We start from the raw sequence: 19,620 nt of genomic DNA on the forward strand, positions 1-19,620 counted from the left end.
CTATTCTCTTAGTAACCATTTCCGTTGCTGCCGCTGTTGTTTTAATTCAACGGTACCACTGTTAAAGATAAAACTTAAACTACCTGCCTGTGCAGTATTAAGCAAAGGAATATTTAAAGCTTGAAGGCGACTTTGTAATTCTCGACTAGGATGGCCATAACGATTATTAAAGCCAGCTGATGCGACCACTAATTTAGGGGTTAATGTCGCTAAAAAATCATAGGCAGAGCTATGCTTACTGCCATGATGCCCTAAAACTAGAACATCCACTTTTAAATCAGGATAGTGCTGCAATAGCTTATATTCGGTTTCCCACCCCGCATCCCCCATAATCAGAAAACTTTGATACGGTTGTGCATTTAAGAATTGCAGATATACCACACAAGACTGTTCATTTTGCTGGTGTGTTGCAACAGCCAAGCCCTCCTGATCGGGTGATAAAATTTCTATTTTTAGATTTGAATATGACCAAGTCTGACCTTGTTGGCACAATGAGAAATTATTTTTAAATGGCATTTTTTCATTATGCTCATTGGACTGCACTTGAGTGATTACAAAAGCATTTTGAATTGCTGCAAATGCACCACTATGATCTTGATCTAGATGAGACAAAATCACATGATCCAATGTCCGTATCCCTTGCTGCCTTAAAAAAGGGATAATCACTCGCTCGCCCAAGCTAAACTTAGTTTCATCATATGACCCACCCGTATCGATCATTAAGCTCAGTTCTGGATGCTGTAAAAATACGGCCTGTCCTTGCCCCACATCAAGAATAGAGAATACCGTTGATTGAACTTTTATCCCGAGAAAAATCGGTAAGAAGCACGCCAGCGACCAGATCTTGGGAACTATGCCTCTTGGTAGAAATAGAATCACGATACCAATAATAAAACCCAACATCATCAAGGGAGTGTAACTGACACCATATAACACAGGTGAAATGCGCTGTAGGCTATTGAGTAACCATAACAAAATAGCCAGTAATCCATCATTCAACTGAAATAGTAGTTGCCTAAGCGTAGGAATCAACAACCAAATACATGCTGCGATAATCCCTAAAGGCACAACTACACCACTAAGCAATGGGATGGCAATCAAATTACTGATTGGTGCAAGCCATGAAATTTGCTGAAAGAAAATAAGCACCAAAGGCAGTAATGCGATGAAGATTTTCCATTGCGACTCAATTAGAAGCTTCACCGCTAGAAGTAGTTTTTGAGTCGTTGTGATAACTTGTTCTTGAGGTACATCCCTGATGGTTTGATAGATGCGCAGCAGAATAAAGCACGCCCCATAAGACAACCAAAATGCGGCAGACAAAATACTGAATGGATCATAGATCAGCAATAAGCTTGCACTATAAATCAATAATGCGAATGGTTGAATCGACTGTCTAAACCATAGAAAAATACTGGCAATAACTACGGTTAATAAAGTTCGCAGTGCTGGAATTTCAAAACCGACAAAGGCCACATACAACAGTACACTGAATCCAAAAGGCAACAGTACTAACACCTGTCGTGGTTGCCATAAATATAATTTTGGCGCATAACGCTGAACCATGCACTTTAATACCCAAGTCAGCATCAGCGCAAAAACCAAGACATGTGGACCAGAAATTGCCAATAAATGAGAAATACCTAATTGTTGGAATTGTTGCTTTAAATGATTTGATAACAGGCTTTCGTCACCGGTCAGCAAAGCCAATAACAAACCTTTGTGCTGTAGCGTACTCGCTTGCAGCATTTCACGGAATGACAATCGCAGCATTTCGACATTCAGCAAAAATTTTTCTTGTAGGGTTTGTTGCTGCTTGAGATGTTGGTAATAACCCAAACGGTAGATCTGATCTTGACTTAAGGGCTGGATGTCTTTGACCTGATAAGCAGACATGACATTTTGTTGTAAAAACCATTTTTCCTGATCAAATGCACCTGCGACAGCATAACTATGTGCAGGTTTAATCTTCCCAGATAAACGATAATAATGACCTAATTGCAACTCTTGCTGTTGAACAATTGGATTATTTTGTTGTTTTATATAAAGCACCCAATTAATAGGTTGCGTGTGCCGATTAAGTACTTCTGCGATTTGTTTATGCCCATCTTCGCTTAACTCGTCGATCTTTTTGATATATACAATGGCTTCAAAGGGCTGCGCTTCAATTTCTTTGAGTTTTAGCCGTTGCTGCAAGGCTGAATCGGCATAATAAAAACCTGTACAGAACAAGGCCCAACTGACACTGCATAAGAGTAACAACCTATAGGCAACAGATTGAGGATATAACGTTCTTGTATATAAACCAATGCCGAACATCACGCTCGCTAGCGCTAGCCAAATCCACCAAGTATGGGCTACAAAACTAAGATCATGTCCCATCAGGGCAATACCAGCAATCCAGCTGATTAAAACAATTTTCAACATTTCTTAAAATTAGATTTAGTTTTTCTAAAGACAAAATTAAAGCCCTTTTTCAGGGCTTTAACAAGAGGTCTAATTCAATATTTATGCACTATTCATAACGTAATGCTTCCGCAGGTTGAACTTTAGCTGCACGTAATGCCGGATAAATTGTTGCGAGTAGGCTTAACAGTAGCGAGACACTCACAACAAGTAAGACATCTTGCCAGCGTAAATAGGAAGGCAGATAATGCACAAAATACGCATCGAGTAGATTCAAGCCAAAGGTGGTATTGATCCATGACACAATATTACCAATGCTTAAAGATAAAATAATGCCTAAAACAGTCCCTAAACCCGTTCCAATCACACCAATAATTGTCCCCTGCACCATGAAAATTTGAGTGATCAATAAGGGAGACGCCCCTAAAGTACGTAAGATTGCAATATCTGATTTTTTATCCGTGACCAACATCATTAAGGATGAAATAATATTAAAAGTCGCCACGATAATAATCAGTAAAAGCAATAATCCCACCATATTTTTTGCCATTTGAATGGCACTGAATAAATTACCTTGGGTATATGTCCAATTCGAAGCATAAAAATTACTTGGTAATTTTTTGATAATGCTCTCGGAAATCTCTGGAGCAGCAAAAATGTCATCCAGCTTTAAGCGAATACCTTGTGCACCATCTGGCAAGCGTAATAAGGTTGATGCATCATTGAGTGCAATATAACCCACCATCGAATCGACTTGAGTGCCAATTTTAAATATTCCAACCACTTCGAAACGTTTAAATCGAGGCACAACCCCAGCCGAAGAACTCGTCGCTTCAGGCAAAACCAGGGTCACAGGATCATGTAACTTGAGTCCTAGGCTATCTGCTAAATCTTGCCCTAATACAATTCCATATTTCCCTTTTTCCAGCGCATCCAAGCTCCCTGCTTTCATATAGTTATGAACAATAGAGACTTGTTTTTCATATTCTGGCTCAATCCCCGAGATCGAAATCCCAGTCACTTGACCATGTGCAGTTAGCATCCCTTGTAACTGGGTATAAGGCGCAACTGCAACAACATGAGGCTGTTTAGCGATATCTTTCGCCAGACCGTCCCAATTGGTCATAATTTGTGTTGATGCAATGGTCGCTTGCGGCACGATACCTAAAATACGGTTTTTTAATTCCCGGTCAAAACCATTAATCACGGATAAAACCGTAATCAGTACTGCCACCCCCAAAGTTAGACCAATCATTGTCATCAACGAAATAAAAGACACCAGACGGCTTTTTTTTCTCGCTTGTGTATATTTCAGCCCAATATAAAATGAAATGGGTTTAAACATGCTCACCCACCCATATACCATCTTGCATATGCAAAATTGAATCCGCTGACTGTGCCAATTGCTCATCATGGGTCACGATCAACATCGCCATGTTAAGCTCTTTTTTCAAATCGGTGAGCAATTCAAAAATATTGAGCGCTGTTTTACGATCCAGATTTCCAGTGGGTTCATCTGCCAACACCACAGCTGGTTTGGTCACCAATGCACGGGCCAACGCCACACGTTGACGTTCTCCACCCGACAATTCGCCTGGTTTATGATCCATACGATGAGATAGACCTACACGATCCAGTAAATATTCAGCTTGCTTTTTCACATCCTTAAAGTTGCTTTCTCTACGCAACATTAACGGCATCGCCACATTTTCCAAAGCTGAAAATTCAGGAAGTAAATGATGGAACTGATAAACGAAACCAAGGTATTGATTACGCTTGTAACCACGTTCCGCCTCGCCTAAATTATCAAAGCGTTGGCCTTGTAAAAATACTTGTCCTTGTGAAGGTTGCTCCAAGCCACCTAACACATGCAATAAGGTACTTTTACCTGAGCCACTTGAACCCACAATTGAAACGAACTCGCCCGCATTGACTTGAAGGGATAAGCCTTTGATCACTTCAACTTTACTTTTGCCATCATCGAAATGCTTAAAGATATTTTTTGATTCTAGAACGATCTTACTCATAACGTAATGCCTCAGCTGGTTGCGTTTTCGCTGCACGAATAGCGGGGTAAATTGTTGCTAAAAAACTGATCGACAAAGATGCTGTCACAACAATGAGGACATCTTGCCAACGTAAATATGAGGGTAAATAGCCAATGACATAACCACTGAATAAATTCAGTCCAAAGGTATGATTTAACCAGCCGACCAAATCACTTATCGTTAATGCAAAACTGCTGCCTAAAATAACCCCGATTACAGTCCCAACAACTCCAATGATGGTGCCTTGTACAATAAAAACAGACGTGATAAATCTTGGAGAAGCCCCCAACGTACGCAGAATTGCGATATCTGCCTTTTTATCGGTAACCACCATGACCAATGACGATACGATATTAAATGCTGCCACCACAATAATCAGAAATAATAGTAAACCGACAAGGTTCTTTTCCATTTTCACTGCACTGAATAAACTTCCATGTGTTTCTTTCCAGCTTGTTGCATAAAAATTATCAGGTAATTGTTTAACAATCTGGTTGACTACTTCGGGAGCAGTAAAAATATCATCCACTTTAAGACGCACACCTTGTGCACCATCTGGTAAACGCAATAAAGTAGAGGCATCATTCAAGGCGATATAACCGACCATTGAATCCACTTCTGCACCGACACTAAAAATACCGACAATTTTAAAACGTTTAAAACGTGGCACAACACCTGCGGGTGACGGCGTAGCTTCGGGTAACACTAAGGTCACACTGTCATTTAGGCCAAGACCCAGCGCATCGGTCATATCCTTGCCGAGGACAATCCCAAACTCCCCTTTCTTCAATGCATTTAAATCACCTGAAACCATGTGGTTCTGGATAATCGAAACCTTCTTTTCATATTCAGGATCAATCCCCGTCACCATAATACCTGCAACTTGACCTTGCCCAGTCAACATGCCTTGCAATTGAGTAAAAGGTGCAACACCAGTGACATGCGGGTGGTTCTCAACTTTTTTTACAAGCTCAGGCCAATCTGTTAGAATTTGAGTAGAAGAAACAGTGGCTTGTGGAACCATTCCAAGGACACGATTTTTTAATTCACGATCGAAACCATTCATGACAGATAACACTGTAATGAGAACGGCAACACCAAGTGTCAAGCCGATCATGGAAACTAAAGCAACAAAAGAAATAAAATGATTACTCCGCTGAGCACGAGTGTATCTCAACCCTATATACAGCGAAATTGGCTTAAACATACCATCTAGTCCGAGGTGATTTATTATGGAAAATTCACAACATCATCTTGTTGACGACAACACTGAACGTCGAGTGATGTCTCGTATTGATGCCGTGTTGAGAATCAACTATCAAATCATTCCAGATGATGTGGCGCTGAATGATCCGTATGATTCTCATTTCGTATTGCCTCGCTATTTTCTACTACTTGCAGAATTAGATCAATTTGATCACGCGTTTCGCTACGAATTAGAACAATTAAATGAAAAAGATCAACAAATTGCTCGCATCTTATCCCTTTTTAACCAAAAATTGAATCTGATCACAGGCTCTTTTTACGACAATATTGTGCAATCTCTGTTGCCTGTACCTGAGCAAGTCAACTTTTCCGAGAATGGCTTAAGTTTCTTTAGTTCACAAGAGATTCATGAAGGCACCTATATTCATATTACCCTGAGCCATCCAGAAAACTTTTTCCATATTGCGGCAACAGCGCAAGTGGCGCATAGCACTGCAGAAGAACAAGGAAAATTCCGTATTGGCGCTTATTTCATTACTTTAAATCCGCAAGATCGGGCTAAATTAGCGGCGAGTATTCGTGAAGCTCAACCCGCAGAGGCCAGTTAAAAAGCAAAGATCTGTTATATTTTTAAACGGCGATTTGCGCGCAGATCTTTAAAGAAATAAAGAAGTAAACCGATTAAAATAATGCTCGCCCCAATAAAGACCTGAGCAGACAACTGTTCATGGTTCAGGTAAGCGCCGATTAGAATTGCCAACATGGGTGTCATCACCGTGGTCAGTGACAAGGTGGTTGCTTTCAAATTCTGTACCAATTTAAAGTAACAGAACATGGCAATCAGTGATGCCATGATCACGGTATAGGTCAGCGCCAATAATGATTTAGCCGATGGAATATGTGTCGGTGCAAATGACCAAATCCACGGTAATAACATCACCGCCAATAACGTTGAAACCAAAATTGAACCCGTCGCCTGCGCCATAACAGGTAAGTCAGCATTAATCTTTTTCACTAAGAAAATGGATAATGAATAAGAAAAAACACTGATCAGCATCAAAATAATGCCAATCGGTTGAACATGCTGTTGACTGCCACTTAAGCAAATCATGGCTAAACCTACGATTGAGGTAGCCATGCCCAGCCACTGCAATCCCGCCAGTTTCTGTTGAAAGCCAAAACGCCCAATCAATCCCGCCATAATCGGTGCCAAACCGAACATCAAGGCAATCAAACCTGAACTCAGATATGCCGTTGCAGCATAAGTAAAGATTTGGGAACCAATCAAGCTTAATGCCCCCGCACTATAACTCAACCAAGCTGTTTTATGCGTCGGAAACTCAACCTTTAAAAGCAAAACAAAGCTGACAGCCAAGGGTAAAGCAATAAAAAAGCGGATCACCAGTGCCCACATTGGATGTAAATCAGAAACACTCCAAACAATCGCCAAAGGTGTTGTTGCCCAGATAAAAACCAGCAATCCATAAGTCAGCATTAAATTAAGACGTGATGGCATAATCCACTCAAAGCGCTGTTTTACGTTTTTGTTTTAAAATGGTCTGATCCAGTGAACTGGAAAACTCTCGCTTGTCTCGTTCTGAAATTGGCGGTGGGCCGCCCGTTTGGACCCCTGCACCACGCAAAGTATCCATAAAATCTCGCAAATGCAGACGCGCTTTCACATTGGCTGTGGTATAGATTTCACCACGGGGATGAATCGCAATACCGCCTTTCTCAATCACTTGTGCTGCAAGCGGAATATCTTGTGTAATGACAATGTCATTCTCCTGCATGCGATCAACAATTTCCTGATCAGCTTGATCTGCGCCACTCATCACTTGAATGGATTTAATCCGCAGTGACGGCGTAATCCCCACATTTTGATTGGCAACAAAAATTACTTCGAGTTGATAACGATCAGATGCACGTAAAATCACTTCACGTAAAATTTTAGGCAAAGCATCAGCATCTACCCACAATTTAAATGGCAGCACGTTAGCGAAAGCTCATGAAAGAAAAATATAGTGTAACAGATTACGGTAAAAGTAGAGTGAAGATCATACATGTGAGCAGTCCGTTTCCCTCTTTTACTTACACTTGAACAGCATATTGATATTTCAGGCTAAAAATAAATTAATTTGTACTGAATTACAGATTCAGACTTGAAATATGACAGTTACCCTCGATTTAATAGAGTAAGTTCAATCTTTTTAGCATTACGCTTTATGAAAAATCAAAACAGTCCAGAAACCATTAAAATTCAAGATCAAAATTTCGGTAATCATGTCGAGCATTGGAACCTATTGACCGATACACCCGAAACAGATGTTCCCAAATGGTTAGGATTGGCACTTGATGCACCAGTAATGCCAATGGGACTATGTCAAGATGAACACGAGATGGATCAATCATTTTGGCTGATTCAAGGCCCCAGTGGTCAAGCTGTTTCGATCAACCAGATTATTGCCGTTGAAGATCAAAAACCACGTGCATTAAAAACAGCATTTCCAAGTTTTGAAAGTCCATATAAATATGATGCGCAAATCGAACGGATTATTAGCTGTAATTCTTCGACTCAAGCGGTATTACGTTTAAACTTAAATAAAAATACCATTATTTATGCCTTTGATAATTTATTCAGTGTAAATAGCTGTCAATATGACAAGAATCAAACTTATCAAGTTCAATTTAATGCTTGGGCATATGAATTAGAAACGGTATCTGATGATGAGAAAATCATTGTTGACGACCCTGCTTCAATTAAACATCACCGTGCATTAAATGCAATTTTGGCAGAACATAATGGAATTGCACCAGAAAACTTACAGGAACTGATTAATGACTGGCAACCAAAAACGCCAGAAGATCAAGAACCTGTCACTGTCGACTTTTCTAAAATGGTGGCTTACTTATTCGGAGAAACGCTTGGTCAAGAAGATGAAGCGTGGTTCCAAGGTAATATCGTCGGTAAAACCTCAATGCAGTTTATGCAGGATGAATATACCCTTTATGATGTCACGCTGGTATTAGAAGATGATTTACCCGCAATCTTAATTCGTATTGCCACCAAAAATGAATTGTATAAAAACTTTAACATTGGCCAATATATTCGTGGCAACCTATGGATTCAGGCCAATATTTATGCTAAAACTGCACTTAAGTGACAAAAAATCACATAAATGGCATTTTTAGGCGTTCTAATGAAAATTATACCAGAACAAACGACCACCAGTCTGATTCATTCGAGTGATCAAGGTCTTAAACTTGATGTTGGTGCTTTTTGCTTTTTTTTACTTGGTATGTTTTTAGCAGCACTCATGTTTCATCGAATTGGCTTTTTTTAAACTTTTTGACCACTACCCTATTCACATATAAAAGCCCTCAATGTTGAGGGCTTTTATTTTAGCGATACTTTAATATTAGGGTCTTTTGACATTTCAGCCATGCATTGCGTTATAGGCTAAAACCACTCAAACAAGGCGTGAAATGCATACAATGGTGTCCCCCTTGTCAAGTTTCACAACGCGGTTTGAGGCAGTTTTAGTCATAACCCTTCGGGACAGGGATATTTTTTGTCTCTACTGCGTTATGTCTTGCTTATTTAGAATGGCTAAATTTCGCAAAACATGCCTTGTACCGCCTAAAAAACATCCTCTGTCGCAAGCATCTGTGAAATATCAACAGCCCCTATTTAACCATGACGCTTCGCAAACTCATCCATAAAGTTCACCAATGCTTGAACGCCTTCTAAAGGTACAGCATTGTAGATACTTGCACGCATACCGCCCACTGAACGGTGGCCTGCCAAGTTCAATAAGTGATTTTGTTCAGCTTCTTTTAAGAAGGTCTTTTCAAGTGCTTCATCCGCCAAAGTAAAAGGTACGTTCATCATAGAACGATTTGGAATGGCAATTGGGTTGTTATAGAAATCGCTAGAATCAATATAACCATAAAGTAATTTTGCTTTCTCTTGATTCACTTTATAGATCGCATCTACCCCACCCTGTTCAAGCAGCCATTCAAACACAAGACCAGATAAATACCATGCGTAGGTTGCCGGCGTATTCACCATTGAACCATTTTTAGCTTGGTCGGCATATTTTAAGATGCTTGGAATTTCAGGTTTTGCTTGATCAAGTAAATCGTCACGAATAATGACAATAGTTAAACCGGCTGGGCCAATATTCTTTTGTGCACCTGCATAGATCAAACCAAATTTGCTGACATCCAATGGTGCAGACAGAATGCTAGATGAATAATCACAAACCAACGGTGCATTCACATCTGGAATAGCCGCGAATTGCAAACCACCAATGGTCTCATTATCAGCATAATGCACATAAGCAGCATCGTTTGAAAGATTCCAAGTACTCTGTTCAGTGATCGCATGTTTACCATCAATGAGCGTACCCGCTTCAACGATATTAATATCGCCATAACGCTTGGCTTCTTTGAGCGCTTTTTCAGACCAGATACCCGTATGGATATAATCAGCCTTGTTGTTTTTACCCAATAAATTCAGTGGAATCGCTGAAAACTGCAACGATGCACCACCTTGTAAAAACAAGACTTTATAATTCTCAGGGATGTTCATGAGCTTACGTAAATCAGCTTCAGCCTTCTCTGCCACAGCAACATAGTCATTGCTACGATGACTCATTTCCATGATCGACAGACCTTTGCCCTGCCAATTCAACAATTCTTGTTGAGCTTTTTCTAAAACGGCAGTAGGTAATGCAGCAGGACCAGCGCAGAAATTATAAGCACGCATGAGTTTTTCCCTTGTTAAAGTGGAACAAATTGGAATGGGAATTTAACCATAGATTGGCGAAGCTTGCAGCAGCTTATCACCTAAATATTTCAATTTAACCGAGAAAATAATATTAATTTTTCAATCCTGTTGGGTTCATAAATGATATTTTAGGCCAAGTCTCAACAGTCGATTTAAACAGCACATTTCCATGTTTTTTCTGAGATTTATTTAGATTAAAAACTCTACTTTTTACAATTTCACTACACCAAAAGTGTCGATATAACTATTTAATTAAAAACATATTATTTCAATTTTATAAAAAGAATTTAGACTTACTCAGGATATTATTAAATTGCGACATAACCAAATGTTGAAACGACATGATCGACCGAGTTTTAAGGTCCAGCGCTTTCCTAAAATGTTAAGCTTCAGTATAGGCTTAATCAGCTGTGCCCTATTTCCTACGGCCCTATTTGCACAAACATTGAGTTATAGCCAAGCTGAACAATATGTTGTGGAAAATGCCTATTCAACACAAGCCCAACAGGCCTTACAACAAGCGTCCCAACTTGAAATGGAAGCTGTCAAACACCTCGGTTTACCCCGTATTGATTTAAATGCTCGTGCCTATTCATTTCATAGCGAAACCAGCGTGCCCTTAGAATCAAGTAAACGTCGACTCGAAAACTCACTCACCCGTGGTTTTGACGACAAATTATCACAATGGGGCAATGTGCTTCCGCCAGAAGTGATTGATCAAGTCAGCCAAGGTTTTGATCAGACGGTCAATGAAGGCTTAAATCAGGTTCCTAATAACTTAGATGTTACAGTCAAAGACCATGATGTCCGCACCTCCATCTCGATGGTGATGCCGCTCTATACCGGCGGTAAGATTAACAGTGCCAAGCAAATTGCAACAATTCAAGCACAACGCTCAAACATCAGTGAAAAACAACAACAAGACTCACAACGTTTTGAGATGATTCAATCCTATTTTAATGTGCAATTACAACAACAGTTACTCAATTCCAGCCTGTTTAATTTAAATGCGATGCAAGAACACTATAACAATGCACTTAAATTAGAGAAACAAGGTTTTATTAATAAAGGGCAACGTATGCAGTTTGAAGTGGCGCGCAATAATGCAGAACGCAGCTATCAAAATGCGCAGTCTAATCTGCAAGCGAGCCAATTTAGCCTAAAAAATCTATTGCAGACTAAAGAAGGCTTAAACCTCACCACCCCACTATTTGTAAATACCAGCCAAAATCATTCTTTAGATAAGCTGCTGGCAAATTATGATCAAAATTCAAGTTTGATTAAAAAGCTGCAAATGGACACCCAGCTTGCCAATGAAAATATCAAAGTACAACAATCTGCGAAAAAACCAAGCCTATTTGCCTTTGGTGAATATGGGTTGGACAATAAAGAGAACTGGATTGTCGGTGTGATGGCCAAATACAATCTATTCTCGGGTATTGATAACAATAAAAATATCCGTGCTGCCGAACTGAAAAAATATGCCGCTGAACTCATGACAGAGCGCACCAAGCAAGAAGTCGAAAACGTACTGTACAAATCTTATAGCGAATTAAATGCGTCTCAGACCAGCCATCAACTGTTAACTCAGAACACCAAAGCCGCACAAGAGAATTTACGTATCCAACAGCTTTCATTTAAAGAAGGTATGGGCACAGCGACTCAAGTCATCGATGCACAAAATGCCTTCAGCGCGTTAAGAAGTGAGATGGCGATAAATTCATATAAATATATTTTATCTTTAGCCACCTTATTACAAAGCTATGGTTCGATTGATGAATTCAAGCTTTATGTTAATCAACCACGTACAGACTATATCCGTTAATTGGAGAATTTTATGAGCCAAGATCAATCATCATCTAATTCAGAACGCGATACAGATCAAGTGGAAAATAAGACTGAGACTCAAGCTTCTGAGCCCTCTCAAGCACAAGTGACCTCTACAGAAAAGGTAGAACAGCCGAGACCTGAGACCTCAAACTTAAATACACAGCAACCACCCGCCGAGCCACCCAAAAAAGGCAAGGCGAAAATCATCGGCTTAATTATTCTAATTCTGCTGTTAGGTCTGATTGCATTTGGTTTATGGAAAGCCTATCAGCCACAAGCGATTGAATTACAAGGTCGGGTTGAATCAGAAACCGTTCATATCAGCACCAAAGTCCCGAGCCGGATTGAAGAGTTTTATGTGTCTGAAGGTCAAGCTGTTAAAAAAGGTCAAGCACTGGTTCGTTTTGTTAGTCCTGAGTTAGAAGCGAAAAAAGAACAGGCTCAAGCGGCATTACAAAGCGCGACTGCTTTTCATTCAACGGTATATCGTGGTGCACAGCAAGAAAATATCGAGACACTGTACGCCAATTGGCAAGCGATGAAAACTCAAGCGGAGTTAGCAGCAACAACTTACAAGCGTGGTGAAACCTTATTTCAACAAGGGGTCATTTCCCGTCAACGCCGTGACGAAATGCTAGCGGCCCAAACCTCTGCCCGTGAAACAGCCGAAGCATCGTACCAACAATATGCACGTGCCAAACGCGGTAGTACTGAACAACAAAAATCAACGGCCGATGCACAAGTTGCGATGGCGCAAGCGGCAGTGAAAGAAGCCAATGCCTTAACTGAAGAAACTAAGCTGTATTCACCAACAGATGGAACCGTATCTAAGACCTATGGTAAACCAACAGAATTGGTAGCAACTGCGGTTCCTGTGGTCAGTATTATCGAAGATCATGATTTGTGGGTCAGCTTAAATGTCCGCGAAGACATGTATAGCTCTGTTTATAAAATGAAAACGATTGAAGGCTTTATTCCTGCCCTAAATAGAAAAGCCACTTTTAAAGTCAAGAATATTGATGCCGAAGGTGACTTTGCGACCATCAAAACCACTCGCCAAACAGGCGGTTATGATATTCGCAGTTTTAAGTTTCATTTAGTCCCAGAGCAAAGTATTCCAGATTTAAAAGTCGGTATGAGTGTGTTGTTTAAAATTGAAGAGGCAAAATAAGCGATGTTTGCAGTGATGCTGCGGGAATTGCGCTATTTAAAACGCCATAAAGTTGATTTGTTTATGGCGGTCATTGCCCCTTTGCTGGTGATTCTGTTGTTTGGCAGCATGTTTTCCGCGGGTAAAGCCGAACATTTACCGATAGTGGTGATTGATCAAGATCAAAGTGAAATGAGCCGTAAAGTGATTCACGCACTGAGCATCAATCACACCTTGAAGGTTAACACTATTACTGCCAGCCAAGATGAAGCCGAACGACTGATCAATAAAACCGAAGCTTGGGGATTCGTGATGATCCCTGAAGGTGCTGAACAACGTCTGGTCAAAGCCCAAGATGCGCAGATCAGTATTGCATATAACCAGTCTTTTTTTAGTATCGGGAATACCATTTCCTCAGCCATGTTGATTAGCACCTTGAATGGTATGGCGGATTATATGGGGCACAGTTATTTAGCCAATAGCATTCCCTATTTAGATATGCCCACGCCGCATATCAAAATCTCAACTCTGTATAATCCAAGCATGAGTTATGAACTGTTTCTGGAACCTTTTATGGTGCCAGCAGTTTTACATTTATTACTGTGTTGCTGTGTGGCTTTTGCCATCGGTCAGGAATTTAAACGCAAGACCGTCGGTGAATGGGTAAACTCAAAACAAATCATCTCTAGCCTATTCGGTAAAATCCTGCTCTATGTCTTTATTTTCTGTGCCTGGACTTGGTGCTGGATGTTCTGGCTGGCACATATTCGTGGTTACTTTATCGCAGGTTCACTTACACTGATCCTTGTTGCACAGTTTTTGCTGTATTTTGCCTATGCCGTGATTAGCAGTACTGTAGTTTTGGCAACACAGAATTTACCTAAAACCTTTGGTTTTATTGCACTCTACGGAGGATCATCACCGAGCTTCTCAGGCATTACCCTGCCCTTGAATAATGCACCCGCATTTACTCAATTCTGGTCGATGATTATTCCTTACACGCCTTATGCCAAACTACAGACTGAACAATGGATTATTGGTAGTGATCTGTATGTTTCACTGGTTCCATTGGGGATATTGCTGATTTTTGCAGGGTTATTCTTTGCACTGAGCGTGCGTCTGTTAAGGAAAAATACTCAGGAGCTATGCTCATGAAATCATTTTTCGGTTATTACCTACAGACCTTTAAAAACATTTTCGCCAATAGCTCCGTGTTTACCACCCTAATTGCCGCGATCTTGCTGTATAGTTTTTTCTATCCAACTGCCTATAAAGCACAATCCGCAGAAGATATTCCGATTGTGATTGTGGATGAAGAACAGAGCATTTTGACCTCAAAAATCATCAGCCAAGCATCGAATAGTCCGCATATCCAGATCACCACCGTGACAGATAACTTTCTCGAAGCACAGCGCATGGTGAAAAACCAGCAAGCTGAAGGTATTTTGCTACTTCCTGAAAACCTGACCAATAGCTTAAAACGCGGTGAAATGGGCGGTATTGGCTTGTATTTGAGTACAGCTTATTTCATCCGGACCAAAGAAGTAGGTGTCGGTTTAGCTGGTTCGATTGAATATACCCTGAAAGAGCATCTCGAAAAGTTTGGAAGTGCTTCTGCTTTTGAACCAGAAATTTCGATCCACCAAATTCCTTTGTTTAATACCATGTCGGGTTATGGCAGTTATATCTTCCCTGCTGTGGCTAGTTTAATTATTCATCAGACTATTCTGCTCGGTCTGGCGATGCTGATCGCCAGTTACCGTGAACAAGGCTGGGTGGCAAAACCCATCGAGTTCTGGGCAACTTTTGCAGCGATCTTTACCTCAGGTTGTTTAGGCTGCCTGTATTTATTTGGCTTTACCTTCTGGTTATATGAATATCCACATGGCGGTAATTTCTGGGGCATGCTACTTGCCGTGCCAATCTATGTCAGCTGCGTGATTGGTTTGGGTATGTTGGTCGGTTCACTGGTTGATATGCCAGAGCGGGTTGGTCATTTGATTGTAGTGACTTCAGTACCCTTGTTCTTGCTGACAGGTACCGCATGGCCACATGAAGCGATGCCGATATGGATGCAATGGTTTGCATGGACACTGCCCTCAACCCACGGCGTACAACTCTTTGTTCAACTGAATCAGATGGGTGTACCTACCTCAATTGTGGTGCCAAAACTGATTTATCTTACGACAGTCGCTGCTATATTATTGGCGATTTCTTATCATCGACTGGTTAAAAAATAGTGTTTTCCGCTTTAAGTTGATATTAAGGATCTCTTGGCATATTGCTTCAATCGTAGATATTAAAAGGTAAGACTAAATTTAGCTTACCTTTTAGTCCATCTGAATTGAGGCATGGATATGGCTAAAATCTGCTATTGCGCTGATGACTTCGCAATGAATCCTGAAATTTCAGATGCGATTCTATTACTGATCGAAACAGGTGCTTTACATGCAACTTCCTGCATGACACAAGCGGAGCATTGGCCTATTGCAGCACAGCAACTCAAGCCAATCTCCAACAATATTAATGTCGGTTTACACCTAAATTTCACCCATAGATTTAGCACAACAACCACAACATTCTCACTGCCAAGATTAATGCTCAAAGCATGGAGCCGACAGCTAGACAGCAAGCTTATTCAACAAAGTATTGAGCAACAATGGAATGCGTTTGTTGCAGCGATGGGAAAACAACCCGATTTTATCGATGGACATCAGCATATCCATCAATTTCCGATCATTCGAGATGCTTTACTTTCCTTCCTCAAGCAAACAAATTTTCAAGGATGGATCAGAAACCTGCAACATCCCCTCAGCACACCTAATTACACCATCAAAACACGTTTGCTTTCAGCACTGGGGGCTGCAAGCTTAGCAAGTCAGTGCAAGCAAAAAAATATTCCTCAAAATCAGTATTTCGCAGGTATATATGATTTTGAATACGAAAACTATGCGCAACTCAATCAGCAGTGGTTAATGCGTGCGCAAGATAATTTATTAATCATGTGTCATCCAGCCATGCAAGCAGTTGATCGGCAGGATCCAATTGCTCAAGCACGTGTCCGAGAATTCCAATACCTCAGTTCATCTCAGTTTCGTGATGATTGTCGAATCTATCAAATTTCGCTGACCCCAATGGATATATTATTATGATAAACAGTCCATTTTTATCATGTGTCGTCCCAGCTTATAACGAAGCAGAAAATTTGAAAAATTTTATCCCTGCTTTGGCACAGCAACTGGAACAACAAAATTTACGCTATGAGATCATCATTGTAGATGATGGTAGCCAAGACCATAGTATTGCAGTTTTACAGCAAATGCTCGACGACTATCCATTGCGTATCCTTACTCTATCACGGAATTTTGGCAAAGAAGCAGCCTTAAGTGCAGGTCTGGATCACGTAACGGGTGATGCAGCCTTATTGATTGATGCCGATTTCCAGCACCCTTTAGATGCCATTCCAACCATGATTCAGCTTTGGAATAGTGGTTATGAGATGGTGTATGGCATTCGGGATCGAAGTACCGAATCTTGGTTGAAAAAGCTTTTTACACTGGGCTTTTACCAGATATTAAATCTCAGCTCTACAGTTGATATTCCTGAAAATGCAGGTGATTTTCGTCTTCTCGATGCAAAGGTTGTTAATGCTGTCAAAAACTTACCTGAAAAAAACCGCTATATGAAAGGACTATTTGCTTGGGTCGGTTTTAAAAGTATAGGGATTCATTTTAGCGAGCAACAACGCCAATATGGACAATCTAGTTTCTACTTTAAAGCCTTGTTCCAGCTGGCAATGTCAGGATTAACAGGGTTTTCAGATTTACCCTTACGTTTATGTATTTACCTCGGCGCCCTACTTGCTGTATTTGCAATGAGTTATGGATTCTGGATCATTATTGAAACAATGCTTGAAGGTATCCGTATCCCTGGTTGGGCCACGCTTGCAGCAGGAATGACCCTCTTAGGTGGCATTCAACTACTTTGCATTGGTATTTTAGGTGAATATATTGGTCGTATTTATGCCGAAGTTAAAAACCGACCGAAATATATTGTCTCAGCAGAATACTCACATATTCAGCCCAAATCTCTAATACAAGATAAACAAAATAATGTCGCTTCTCTCTGATGCAAACTCATTTCCTACAGTTTTTCCGTTTTGGTATTGTTGGTTTAATTGCTGCATGTACCCACTATCTTGTGGTCATTCTACTGATACAGCCGCAATACCAAATCTCATTAAAATACGCAAATCTGCTCGCCTTTCTAGTGGCTTTCTGGATCAGCTATTTTGGTCATCGTATTTTTACTTTTCAAGCCACACATCTACTGCACAGTCAAACACTGAAGAAGTTTATGGTCGTTGCTGGGCTAGGATTCATGTTGAATGAATCGGTTTTATTAGTTAGCCATCATTACCTCAATACCCCAATTTCCATATTGGTGATTTTTAGTATTGGTCTTACTTCAATTTTTACTTTTTTTCTCAACCGTTATTTTGCATTTCAATAATAGGGATTCGATATATGCAACAATGGCTGCGCTCATCCAAGTTTTTACTTCTTTTTTTACCGTTTTGGTTATTGATCAGCTCATGGATACGCCCGCTATCAGTCCCAGATGAAGGACGATATGGTGACATCAGCCGTTTCATGTTGGAATCTGGGGATTGGCTGATTCCACGCCTCAATGGTTTACCATTTATGCACAAACCCCCGTTACTGCATTGGCTTTCAACAGCTTTAATGGAAGTGTTTGGGGTACACATTTGGGTGCTACGACTGGTTCCAACTTTAGCTGGCTGCCTGATGCTAATCAGCCTTTTTGTTTTTTTAAAAAAGCATGTTTCAGAACAAATAGCCCAACTGAGCATCATTATCCTATCAACCAGTTTATTATTTTATGGTAGCAGTGAATATATCAACCATGACCTGCTGGTTGCATCATGGATGACGGTTTGTATTTTAAGTTTTGTTGACTTCACTCTCTCAGGGAAAAAGTCAGTTTTATTTTTAGCTTACTTTGCCGCAGCTGCCGGCTTCTTAAGCAAAGGCTTAATTAGCGTGTTAATCCCCGGCATGGTTTTACTGCCATGGTTACTTTACACCCAGCAATGGAGAAAAATTCCGGCCTTACTCAACCCATTTGCTATTCTATTCTTTCTTGCCCTCACTGCGCCATGGGTCTATTTAGTTCAATTAAAATACCCACAATTTTTACACTATTTTTTTATCGATCAACAATTCAGCCGCTTCAGCTCCAATGCATTTAACAATAAACAACCTTGGTTTTTCTATTATCTCATTCTGTTTATAAGCTTTTTACCGTGGTTGTTTGTGAGTCGGTTTCAATTCTCAAAACATATTTTTCAAACATCACTCTCTTCTTCTTTACTCGCGCTATGCCTTTGGTGGTTTATATCTGTGAGTATTTTTTTCTCTATCCCTCCCTCAAAATTGGCAGGCTATATCTTACCTGCGGTAGCACCAATCGCAATCTTACTTGCTGTTGCTGTACGTGCTGCATTGAAGAATTCAGATAAAACTAAACTGCAAATCTGGGGGACTGCTGTTTTTATTTTTGTCCTCGGGATTGGGATTTCCTTTGCACCACATTTGATAAAGAATAATCATGTTTTCTATCAAGCTCGCGCAATTCAGATTTACACGATAGGCGCAATTTTATGTTTCGTACCATTTTGCTTAATGCTGTTATTTAAACAGAAGAAAATAGATTATTTAACTGCAATCTTTTTAAGCTTAATTGTCTTCTGCACCTCAATTTCAGCAGCAGTAAGCGTTCTCGACGCCAAGAACAATGCTGATCAAATTGATTTTGCAAAATCGATGAACCCCAATTCGGACATCGTTTTCTACTACAATTACTTCTATGACCTTCCCTTTTTATTAAACTTAAAAACACCAGTTTATATCGTCAATGATTGGGAGAGTGTGAAGACAGATAATTCCTCACTAGAACTTAAAGATGGGCTGTTATTTGAACCTGAGCGTAAACAATATTTATGGAATAAGCAGCAACTCCAAAACATGATAGAGCAGAAGCATCCCGTAGTCGTTGTGAGCAACCCTGGAGGCTACAAACCAGATCATCCAAACGTCAAAACTCTGCATTACCGTAACTATGATGTATTTTTGTTTAACCAGAATATCTAAAGAAAAAAGGAAGCT

Annotated in this window: 18 protein-coding genes; 11 read left to right on the forward strand and 7 right to left on the reverse strand. The window is 40.3% G+C overall.

Translation table 11 applies throughout. The features are described from left to right. From F993_RS09060 to F993_RS09045, 4 genes are all read right to left on the reverse strand, one after another. On the reverse strand, window positions 1-2,427 hold the full coding sequence (locus F993_RS09060; RefSeq protein ID WP_004654639.1) for a DNA internalization-related competence protein ComEC/Rec2: 2,427 nt from the start codon (window positions 2,425-2,427) through the stop codon (window positions 1-3). 88 nt (window positions 2,428-2,515) lie between these two features. After that, window positions 2,516-3,751, reverse strand: coding sequence for a lipoprotein-releasing ABC transporter permease subunit (locus F993_RS09055; protein WP_004654640.1), 1,236 nt, complete (start codon window positions 3,749-3,751; stop codon window positions 2,516-2,518). After that, window positions 3,744-4,433: a lipoprotein-releasing ABC transporter ATP-binding protein LolD gene (gene lolD, locus F993_RS09050; protein WP_004654642.1), complete on the reverse strand. Its 690-nt coding sequence runs from the start codon at window positions 4,431-4,433 to the stop codon at window positions 3,744-3,746. The genes F993_RS09055 and lolD overlap by 8 nt, the downstream gene beginning before the upstream one ends. Further along, complete coding sequence (locus F993_RS09045; RefSeq protein ID WP_004654643.1) at window positions 4,426-5,661, reverse strand: lipoprotein-releasing ABC transporter permease subunit; 1,236 nt, start codon at window positions 5,659-5,661, stop codon at window positions 4,426-4,428. The genes lolD and F993_RS09045 overlap by 8 nt, the downstream gene beginning before the upstream one ends. 25 nt (window positions 5,662-5,686) lie before the next feature. Between F993_RS09045 and F993_RS09040 the strand changes: the two genes are divergently transcribed. Next, complete coding sequence (locus F993_RS09040) at window positions 5,687-6,268, forward strand: PilZ domain-containing protein (protein WP_004654645.1); 582 nt, start codon at window positions 5,687-5,689, stop codon at window positions 6,266-6,268. 14 nt (window positions 6,269-6,282) lie between these two features. Here F993_RS09040 and F993_RS09035 read toward each other — a convergent pair whose 3' ends face one another. Next, window positions 6,283-7,176: a DMT family transporter gene (locus F993_RS09035; protein WP_004654647.1), complete on the reverse strand. Its 894-nt coding sequence runs from the start codon at window positions 7,174-7,176 to the stop codon at window positions 6,283-6,285. A gap of 7 nt (window positions 7,177-7,183) precedes the next feature. After that, the gene (locus F993_RS09030; protein ID WP_004654648.1) at window positions 7,184-7,654 is read right to left on the reverse strand and encodes a YaiI/YqxD family protein; all 471 of its coding nucleotides are present in this window, start codon (window positions 7,652-7,654) and stop codon (window positions 7,184-7,186) included. A 231-nt stretch (window positions 7,655-7,885) separates the two neighbouring features. Between F993_RS09030 and F993_RS09025 the strand changes: the two genes are divergently transcribed. Both F993_RS09025 and F993_RS20525 read left to right on the forward strand, forming a co-directional pair. Further along, the gene (locus F993_RS09025; protein WP_004654650.1) at window positions 7,886-8,824 is read left to right on the forward strand and encodes a hypothetical protein; all 939 of its coding nucleotides are present in this window, start codon (window positions 7,886-7,888) and stop codon (window positions 8,822-8,824) included. A gap of 36 nt (window positions 8,825-8,860) precedes the next feature. After that, the gene (locus tag F993_RS20525) at window positions 8,861-9,004 is read left to right on the forward strand and encodes a hypothetical protein (protein ID WP_004654651.1); all 144 of its coding nucleotides are present in this window, start codon (window positions 8,861-8,863) and stop codon (window positions 9,002-9,004) included. A 347-nt stretch (window positions 9,005-9,351) separates the two neighbouring features. Here the strand turns inward: F993_RS20525 and serC are convergent, their stop codons facing one another. Then, window positions 9,352-10,431: a 3-phosphoserine/phosphohydroxythreonine transaminase gene (serC, locus tag F993_RS09020; RefSeq protein ID WP_004654653.1), complete on the reverse strand. Its 1,080-nt coding sequence runs from the start codon at window positions 10,429-10,431 to the stop codon at window positions 9,352-9,354. Window positions 10,432-10,780: 349 nt separating this feature from the next. On the opposite strand from serC, the gene F993_RS09015 reads away from it, so the two are divergent. The 8 genes from F993_RS09015 (at window position 10,781) to F993_RS08980 (ending at window position 19,605) form a co-directional block, all read left to right on the forward strand. Beyond that, the gene (locus F993_RS09015) at window positions 10,781-12,277 is read left to right on the forward strand and encodes a TolC family protein (RefSeq protein ID WP_004654654.1); all 1,497 of its coding nucleotides are present in this window, start codon (window positions 10,781-10,783) and stop codon (window positions 12,275-12,277) included. Window positions 12,278-12,289: 12 nt separating this feature from the next. Beyond that, complete coding sequence (locus F993_RS09010; protein ID WP_004654656.1) at window positions 12,290-13,453, forward strand: HlyD family secretion protein; 1,164 nt, start codon at window positions 12,290-12,292, stop codon at window positions 13,451-13,453. 3 nt (window positions 13,454-13,456) lie between these two features. After that, window positions 13,457-14,587 (forward strand): ABC transporter permease, encoded by a 1,131-nt coding sequence (locus tag F993_RS09005; protein WP_004654658.1) that lies wholly within the window; start codon window positions 13,457-13,459, stop codon window positions 14,585-14,587. Further along, a complete protein-coding gene (locus F993_RS09000; protein WP_004654660.1) occupies window positions 14,584-15,672 on the forward strand; it encodes an ABC transporter permease in 1,089 nt (362 codons plus the stop codon). The genes F993_RS09005 and F993_RS09000 overlap by 4 nt, the downstream gene beginning before the upstream one ends. A 117-nt stretch (window positions 15,673-15,789) precedes the next feature. Then, window positions 15,790-16,584 carry a ChbG/HpnK family deacetylase gene (locus F993_RS08995; protein WP_004654663.1) on the forward strand — a complete coding sequence of 265 codons (795 nt, stop codon included), beginning with the start codon at window positions 15,790-15,792 and terminating at the stop codon, window positions 16,582-16,584. Next, the gene (locus tag F993_RS08990; RefSeq protein WP_004654665.1) at window positions 16,581-17,561 is read left to right on the forward strand and encodes a glycosyltransferase family 2 protein; all 981 of its coding nucleotides are present in this window, start codon (window positions 16,581-16,583) and stop codon (window positions 17,559-17,561) included. Before F993_RS08995 ends, F993_RS08990 begins: the two co-directional genes overlap by 4 nt. Then, window positions 17,561-17,944, forward strand: a complete 384-nt coding sequence (locus tag F993_RS08985) for a GtrA family protein (protein ID WP_004654667.1) — start codon at window positions 17,561-17,563, stop codon at window positions 17,942-17,944. Before F993_RS08990 ends, F993_RS08985 begins: the two co-directional genes overlap by 1 nt. Window positions 17,945-17,958: 14 nt before the next feature. Continuing rightward, window positions 17,959-19,605: an ArnT family glycosyltransferase gene (locus tag F993_RS08980; protein ID WP_004654668.1), complete on the forward strand. Its 1,647-nt coding sequence runs from the start codon at window positions 17,959-17,961 to the stop codon at window positions 19,603-19,605. Window positions 19,606-19,620: the final 15 nt, after the last annotated feature.

Source organism: Acinetobacter proteolyticus (genome assembly GCF_000367945.1).
GTDB classification, from domain to species: domain Bacteria; phylum Pseudomonadota; class Gammaproteobacteria; order Pseudomonadales; family Moraxellaceae; genus Acinetobacter; species Acinetobacter proteolyticus.

Excerpts from the sequence above, each read along its gene's own strand:
- F993_RS09060 (WP_004654639.1), bottom strand. The coding sequence starts at position 2,427 with ATGTTGAAAATTGTTTTAATCAGCTGGATTGCTGGTATTGCCCTGATG.
- F993_RS09055 (WP_004654640.1), bottom strand. The coding sequence starts at position 3,751 with ATGTTTAAACCCATTTCATTTTATATTGGGCTGAAATATACACAAGCG.
- lolD (WP_004654642.1), bottom strand. The coding sequence starts at position 4,433 with ATGAGTAAGATCGTTCTAGAATCAAAAAATATCTTTAAGCATTTCGAT.
- F993_RS09045 (WP_004654643.1), bottom strand. The coding sequence starts at position 5,661 with ATGTTTAAGCCAATTTCGCTGTATATAGGGTTGAGATACACTCGTGCT.
- F993_RS09040 (WP_004654645.1), top strand. The coding sequence starts at position 5,687 with ATGGAAAATTCACAACATCATCTTGTTGACGACAACACTGAACGTCGA.
- F993_RS09035 (WP_004654647.1), bottom strand. The coding sequence starts at position 7,176 with ATGCCATCACGTCTTAATTTAATGCTGACTTATGGATTGCTGGTTTTT.
- F993_RS09025 (WP_004654650.1), top strand. The coding sequence starts at position 7,886 with ATGAAAAATCAAAACAGTCCAGAAACCATTAAAATTCAAGATCAAAAT.
- F993_RS20525 (WP_004654651.1), top strand. The coding sequence starts at position 8,861 with ATGAAAATTATACCAGAACAAACGACCACCAGTCTGATTCATTCGAGT.
- serC (WP_004654653.1), bottom strand. The coding sequence starts at position 10,431 with ATGCGTGCTTATAATTTCTGCGCTGGTCCTGCTGCATTACCTACTGCC.
- F993_RS09015 (WP_004654654.1), top strand. The coding sequence starts at position 10,781 with ATGTTGAAACGACATGATCGACCGAGTTTTAAGGTCCAGCGCTTTCCT.
- F993_RS09010 (WP_004654656.1), top strand. The coding sequence starts at position 12,290 with ATGAGCCAAGATCAATCATCATCTAATTCAGAACGCGATACAGATCAA.
- F993_RS09005 (WP_004654658.1), top strand. The coding sequence starts at position 13,457 with ATGTTTGCAGTGATGCTGCGGGAATTGCGCTATTTAAAACGCCATAAA.
- F993_RS09000 (WP_004654660.1), top strand. The coding sequence starts at position 14,584 with ATGAAATCATTTTTCGGTTATTACCTACAGACCTTTAAAAACATTTTC.
- F993_RS08995 (WP_004654663.1), top strand. The coding sequence starts at position 15,790 with ATGGCTAAAATCTGCTATTGCGCTGATGACTTCGCAATGAATCCTGAA.
- F993_RS08990 (WP_004654665.1), top strand. The coding sequence starts at position 16,581 with ATGATAAACAGTCCATTTTTATCATGTGTCGTCCCAGCTTATAACGAA.
- F993_RS08985 (WP_004654667.1), top strand. The coding sequence starts at position 17,561 with ATGCAAACTCATTTCCTACAGTTTTTCCGTTTTGGTATTGTTGGTTTA.
- F993_RS08980 (WP_004654668.1), top strand. The coding sequence starts at position 17,959 with ATGCAACAATGGCTGCGCTCATCCAAGTTTTTACTTCTTTTTTTACCG.